This is a genomic window from Rhodoblastus sp. (genome assembly GCF_052145335.1).
Classification (GTDB): Bacteria; Pseudomonadota; Alphaproteobacteria; order Rhizobiales; family Beijerinckiaceae; genus Rhodoblastus.
This window is the reverse complement of sequence record NZ_JBKQOU010000132.1, coordinates 1-5,835: the sequence shown is the minus strand read 5'-3', so window position 1 is coordinate 5,835 and position 5,835 is coordinate 1. Positions and strand designations below refer to the sequence as shown.

The 5,835-nt window shown below is 63.0% G+C and carries 4 protein-coding genes and 2 pseudogenes; all 6 read right to left on the bottom strand.

Going from position 1 to position 5,835, the window contains the following annotated elements:
* Positions 1-321: pseudogene (locus tag ACLP2E_RS09360) on the bottom strand (IS66 family transposase); the annotation flags it as partial.
* A 5-nt stretch (positions 322-326) separates the two neighbouring features.
* A pseudogene (locus ACLP2E_RS09355) lies at positions 327-563 on the bottom strand (SulP family inorganic anion transporter); the annotation flags it as partial.
* A 119-nt stretch (positions 564-682) separates the two neighbouring features.
* Positions 683-1,132: a hypothetical protein gene (locus tag ACLP2E_RS09350; protein ID WP_442461255.1), complete on the bottom strand. Its 450-nt coding sequence runs from the start codon at positions 1,130-1,132 to the stop codon at positions 683-685.
* A 128-nt stretch (positions 1,133-1,260) separates the two neighbouring features.
* Positions 1,261-4,449, bottom strand: coding sequence for an efflux RND transporter permease subunit (locus ACLP2E_RS09345; RefSeq protein WP_442465748.1), 3,189 nt, complete (start codon positions 4,447-4,449; stop codon positions 1,261-1,263).
* A gap of 4 nt (positions 4,450-4,453) precedes the next feature.
* Positions 4,454-5,563, bottom strand: coding sequence for an efflux RND transporter periplasmic adaptor subunit (locus ACLP2E_RS09340; protein WP_442464703.1), 1,110 nt, complete (start codon positions 5,561-5,563; stop codon positions 4,454-4,456).
* A gap of 29 nt (positions 5,564-5,592) precedes the next feature.
* The coding region (locus ACLP2E_RS09335) for a hypothetical protein (protein WP_442465747.1) at positions 5,593-5,835 on the bottom strand (243 nt) is incomplete at its 5' end.

Here is a 5,835-nt window from a genome sequence, read left to right as displayed (position 1 = left end):
GGAGAGGACATCGGCCAGCCAGGCCTGCGGGTCGACGCCGTTCATCTTGCACGTGATAATGAGGCTGTACATCGCCGCTGCGCGCTCGCCCCCACGATCCGAACCGCAGAACAGCCACGACTTTCTTCCTTGGGCGATGCCGCGCAGGCCACGCTCGGCGGCATTGTTGGAAAGGCAAACACGGCCATCGTTCAGAAAAAGCGTGAAGGCTGCCCAACGCTTGAGAATGTAATTGATCGCCTTGACCAGATCATGCCCGCGCGACAGTCTGGCGGCTTGCTCGCGCATATAGACCTGGAGATCCTCGACCAGCGGCCGGCTTAGTCTAGAACCAGAATTCGGCTGGGTCCGAACAGGGCGTAAGCCAACAAGGGAACTATGGTGGCGTAAAGGCCATAAATGCCAGGCAGTCCAGACGCCACGGCATAGGCGATGCCAACAGGGGCCAGCATGGTCGCCAGGACCAGTCCGGCGACGACGTCATGGGCGAGCCACGAGGCCTGATATTCGCGGAGAACGAGAAGCCCAGGCGCCCACCGCATCCAGCCGGCTTGTTTTGGCATAATCAGAACATTGTAGCGCCTGACCACTGGATGATTAAGCGGCCGGGACATCTCGTCAACGCCGACCTCTCCTCAGCATCGCGATTCGTCTCAAAAACTCCGCCAACGGACAGGCCGCTTCACATCCAACTCAACGTCATGCCGATGTCTCCCGGCATTCCGTCCGGATAGTCGACGACCTGGAATCGCAGCTTGTAGCCGCGCTGCTGCAGGTGTTTTTTCCAGAAGTCATAGATCTCCTTCGGCAATCCGGTGAGCGTGTTTTCCCAACCCGGCTCGGTCTGATTTATCGCGCGGCCCCGATCGGTGAACAGTTCCTTCGGTACTTTGCCAAGGAAGACCTCGGTCATGCCATTGCTCACGGCGCGCTGGATGATGCCCGCCGCGCGCTTCATCCTTTCTTCGTCCGAAACGCCCGACGGCTTTGCGAACTTGTCCATTAGCGCCTTTTTTTCGGCTTCTGCCGCCGCCCTCTGGCGCATATAGGCGGAGGCCTTTTCAGCCTCGGCCAGGGCGATGGTTTTCATGCAATCCTGTGCTGAAGGCAGGAGATCGTCAATATTGGCCATTGTTTCCTCCCAACACTATATTTGCCAGACTTTGACTTATATTACCAAATTAAGCATTGACCTGGTTCAACGTAATCACGCCCGAGACCGAGAAAGCTTATTTTTTTCCCGGCGCTGTCTTCACGGGCTCATTCGGCTGGCGCCTTATGCTCCGGCTCAATCGCGTCGATCTTGGCAGCATCCGCGTCGGGCTTGGGGCTTGGCCGCGAGCCGGGCCTCAGTTTTTCGCGGATCGCCTGGAACACCACATAAAGTGGCGGGATGGCGAAAATGCCGACGAAGGACGCGAGGATCATGCCGCCGAACACGGGCGTGCCGACGTCGCGCCGCGCCAGCTGCGAGGCGCCGGTGGCGACGACCAGCGGATAAAGCCCGAGGATGAAGGCGAAGGAGGTCATCATCACCGGACGGAAGCGCAGGCGCGCGCCCTCCGCCGCCGCTTCCAGCAAAGGCACGCCCTGTTCGCGCTTTTCCTTGGCGAATTCGACGATCAGAATGCCGTTCTTGGCGGCGAGGCCGATCAGCACCACCATGCCGATCTGGGCGTAGAGATCGAGGGTCAGATGCGCCAACACCATGGCGGCGTAGGAGCCGAGCACGGCGATGGCGACCGACAGCAGCACCGGAACCGGGATCGACCAGCTTTCGTATAGCGCCACCAGAAAGAGATAGGCGAACAGCAAGGCGAAGCCGAGGATCACCGCCGTCTTGCCTTCGGCCTTTTTCTCCTGGAAGGCGGTGTCGGTCCATTCTCCGGCATAGCCCGGCGGCAGGCTGCGCGCCGCCACCTCCTGCATGGCGTTAAGCGCCTGACCCGACGAAACCCCGGCCGCCGGCGAGCCTTGGATCGTCACCGCGCGCAGGTTATTGTAGCGGATCAGCGCCGATGGGCCGACCACGATCTGCGGCTCGGCCAGGCTGCGCAGCGGAATCATCTCGCCGTCCTTGCTGCGGACATTGATCCGGTAAATGTCGTCGATTCCAGACCGGTCGGCGGCCTCGGCCTGCACCTGGACCTGCCAGGTGCGTCCGTAAAGGTTCATGTTGTTGACGAAATAACCGCCCAGCGAGGCTTGCAGGGACTGGAACACGCTGCTCAGGTCGACGCCGAGGATCTGCGCCTTGTCGCGGTCGATGTCGAGGAAGACCGACGGATTGGTCGCCGAGAAAGTGCTGAACACCCGGCTCAATTGCGGGTCCTGATTGGCCGCGACCAGCAGGCCGCGCACGGTTTGCGCCATGGCCTTGGGATCGCCGCCGCGCAGATCCTCCAGCACATAGGTGAAGCCGCCGCCCGTGCCGAGGCCGATGATCGGCGGCGGCGCCAGCGGCAGGACATTGGCGCCCTGGATCTGGCGGAATTTGCCGCCGAGCCGGGCGATCACCTCTTTGGCGGCGAGCGAAGGATCCTTGCGATGGTCGAACTCCTTGAGCGTGACCACCATGAAGGCGGCGTTCGGCTCGGAGTAATTGTCGATGAAGTTCAGGCCGACCACCGAGGTCACGTCGTTGACGGCGGGCTCGTCCTTGAGGATCGCCTCCGCCTGGCCGATGGCGTCGGTGGTGCGCGCGACCGAGGCGCCGCCCGGCAATTGCACGACGACGAACAGCGCGCCCTGGTCGTCTTCCGGCAGGAAGCCGGTCGGCGTCACCTTCCCCAGGCCGACGATGCCGGCGACGGCGACGCCGACCATGACCAGTCCGATCACCGAAATGCGCACCAGGCGGGCGACGACGGCGCCGTAGGAATCGCGCACCTTGTCGATCGACCGCATGACCCAGCCGATCGGTCCCTTCCTCGGTCCGTGGTGGCGCTTGAGCAGCAGGCTGCACAAGGCCGGCGACAGGGTCAGGGCGTTGATCGCCGACAGCAGCATGGCTACCGCGACCGTGACCGCGAACTGCCGGAACAATTCGCCGGAAATGCCGGGAATGAAGGCGACGGGCACGAAGACCGAGAGCAGCACGAGGGTGATGGCGATGATCGGCGCCGTGATCTCGCCCATCGCCTTCTTGGTCGCCTCGGCCGCCGAAAGTTCGGGATGCTCCTCCATCACGCGTTCGACATTCTCGACCACGACAATGGCGTCGTCGACGACAATGCCGATCGCCAGCACGATGGCGAGCAGCGAAACCGTATTGGCCGAATAGCCAACGGCGAGCAGGGCGATGAAGGTGCCGATCAGGCTGACCGGCACGGCCAGCGTCGGGATCAAGGTGGCGCGGACGCTGCCGAGGAACAGGAAGACCACCAGGACCACGAGGACGAAGGCCTCGACCAGCGTTTTCTGCACTTCGTGGATGGTGTCGGTGACGAATTGGGTCGGGTCGTAGACGACCTTCCATTCGAGGTCTTCCGGAAAGCGCGTTTGCGCCTCGGCCAGCTTGGCGCGCACTTCCTTCAAGGTGGCGATGGCGTTGGCGCCCGGCGCCTGATAGATCGCCACCACCGCGGCCGGCCCGCCGTTGAATCGCGTGTCGCGGTCGAGATTGGCGGCGCCCAGCTCCAGCCGGGCGACATCGCCGAGGCGCAGGATCGAGCCGTCGGGATTGGTGCGGATGACGATCTGCTCGAAATCCTTGATCGAGCTCAACCGGCCCTTGGTCTGGATGTTGAGCTGCAATTGCTGATCGTTCGAGGCCGGGCGGGCGCCGATGCGGCCCACCGCCGCCTGGACGTTCTGCGCCTTGATGGCGTCGATGACGTCGCCGGTGGTCAGGCCGAGGCCGGTGAGCCGGTCGGTGCGCACCCAGGCCCGCATGGCGTAGTCCTGCGGGCCCCAGAGCGTGGCGTCGCCGACGCCGGCCGTGCTCTTGATCCGGTCGAGCAGGTTGATGGTGACGTAATTCGACAGGAACAGCGGATCATGCGTGCCCTTGGGCGCATAGAAAGCGATGACCCCGAGCAAAGCCGAGGATTTTTTCTTCACCGTCACGCCCTGGCGCTGCACGTCGGACGGCAGGCTGGCCATCGCGGTCTGCACGCGATTATTGACGTTGACGGTGTTGATGTCGGGATTCGTGCCGAGTTCGAAGGAGGCGGTGAGCGTGTAGCTGCCGTCGTCGCCGCTGACGCTCTTCATGTAGATCATCTTGTCGACGCCGACGACCTGCGCCTCGATCGGCTGGGCGATCGATTCCTCGACGACCTTGGAATTCGCGCCGGGAAAGAACGTGGTGACGGACACCTGCGGCGGCACGATATCGGGATATTGCGCGACGGGGATCGCCATCAGCGCCAGGGCGCCGGCGATGGTGGTCACGATGGCGATGACGATCGCCAGCCGCGGCCGGTCGACAAAGATCGAGGAGAACATCGGATCAGTCTCCCACCAGCGTCTGCTGCAGGGGATTGGCGCGCACCGCCGCGCCCGGACGAACGCCCTGCAGGCCCTGCACGATCACCTGCTCGCCGCCCGAAAGTCCCTGCTCGACCACGACGCCCGCGCCGCTCTCGGCGCCGGTCTTGACGCGTTTGACCGCTGCCTTTCCGTCCTCGACGACGAAGACATAGAGCCCTTCCTGATCCGCGATCAAAGCCGCCTGCGGGACGACGACTTTTTCCTCCGGCTTGCCGCTTTCCAGATTGACCCGCACCAATTGCCCGTCGACCAGCGTCGAGTCCGGATTGGGGAAAGTGGCGCGCACCAGCATGGTGTCGGTCTTGCGGTCCACGGTCACGTCGACGAAATTGATCGTTCCGAGATGGTCATAGGTCTGCCCGTTGGAGAAATGCAGCTGGACCTTGATCGTGTCGCGTCTGGCTTCGGCCTCCGCCTCCTCCGTCTTCACGCGTAAAAATTCGCGCTGGCTCACCGGGAAGGCGACATAGATCGGGTCCTGGCTGACGATCACCGTGAGCACGCCGCTGTCCGGCCCGACCACATTGCCCTTGGTGACATTGGTCTTGCCGACTTTTCCCGAAATGGGGGCGGTGATGTCGGTATAGCGCAGGTTGATGTTCGCGGTTTCGAGGTTGGCCTGGTCCGAGATCAGCGAGCCCAGCGTCTGCTCATCCGCCGCGCGCGCCTTGTCGCGCGCCACCACGGTGCCGCTGCCCTTGTTCATCAGTTCCTGCGCGCGCTGCAGGTCAATTTCCGACAGCGTCTTGGCCGCCTTGTCGCGCTCCAGCACGCCGCGCGCCATTTCTACCGCCGCCTTGAACTGGTCCTTCTCGATGCGATAAAGCGGCGCGCCTTCCTTGACCTCGTCGCCTTCCTTGAAATCGACGGATTCGAGATAGCCGGTGACCCGCGCCTTGATCTCGACGCGATTGGTCGCCTCGACGCGACCGACGAATTCGGCGGTCTTGGCGACGGGGGCGCGATTGGCGAGGACGATTCCGACGGGGAGAGCGGCGGCTTGCTCCTGCGCATGCGCCGGAAGTGCGAGGCCGCTGCAAACAAGCGCGGCAAGGACGGAAATGCGCACGTAAGGCTCCCTCTACTCAGATCATCTCGTCAGCTTTGCGCAGCTTTGCCGCTTTGGCCCTCTTTGTTTAGTTGTACATCGCTTAGACCCGCTTCGCGACCCAATAATGACTTCCCGCAAAGCGCGGCGCTCAAATTTGCTTCTCGGACCGCATGTGCAAATCCGGCGCAATGTGACAGACTTGTTGCAAGCTCCGGTCTGGCGCCATGGCCGGACAAAAAGCGAGGGGAGGAAATCGCATGGCCAAGAAAAAGGGCAAGGTCCGCGACGCC

Coding starts and splice junctions, on each gene's coding strand:
- ACLP2E_RS09350 (WP_442461255.1), bottom strand. CDS start 1,132: ATGGCCAATATTGACGATCTCCTGCCTTCAGCACAGGATTGCATGAAA.
- ACLP2E_RS09345 (WP_442465748.1), bottom strand. CDS start 4,449: ATGTTCTCCTCGATCTTTGTCGACCGGCCGCGGCTGGCGATCGTCATC.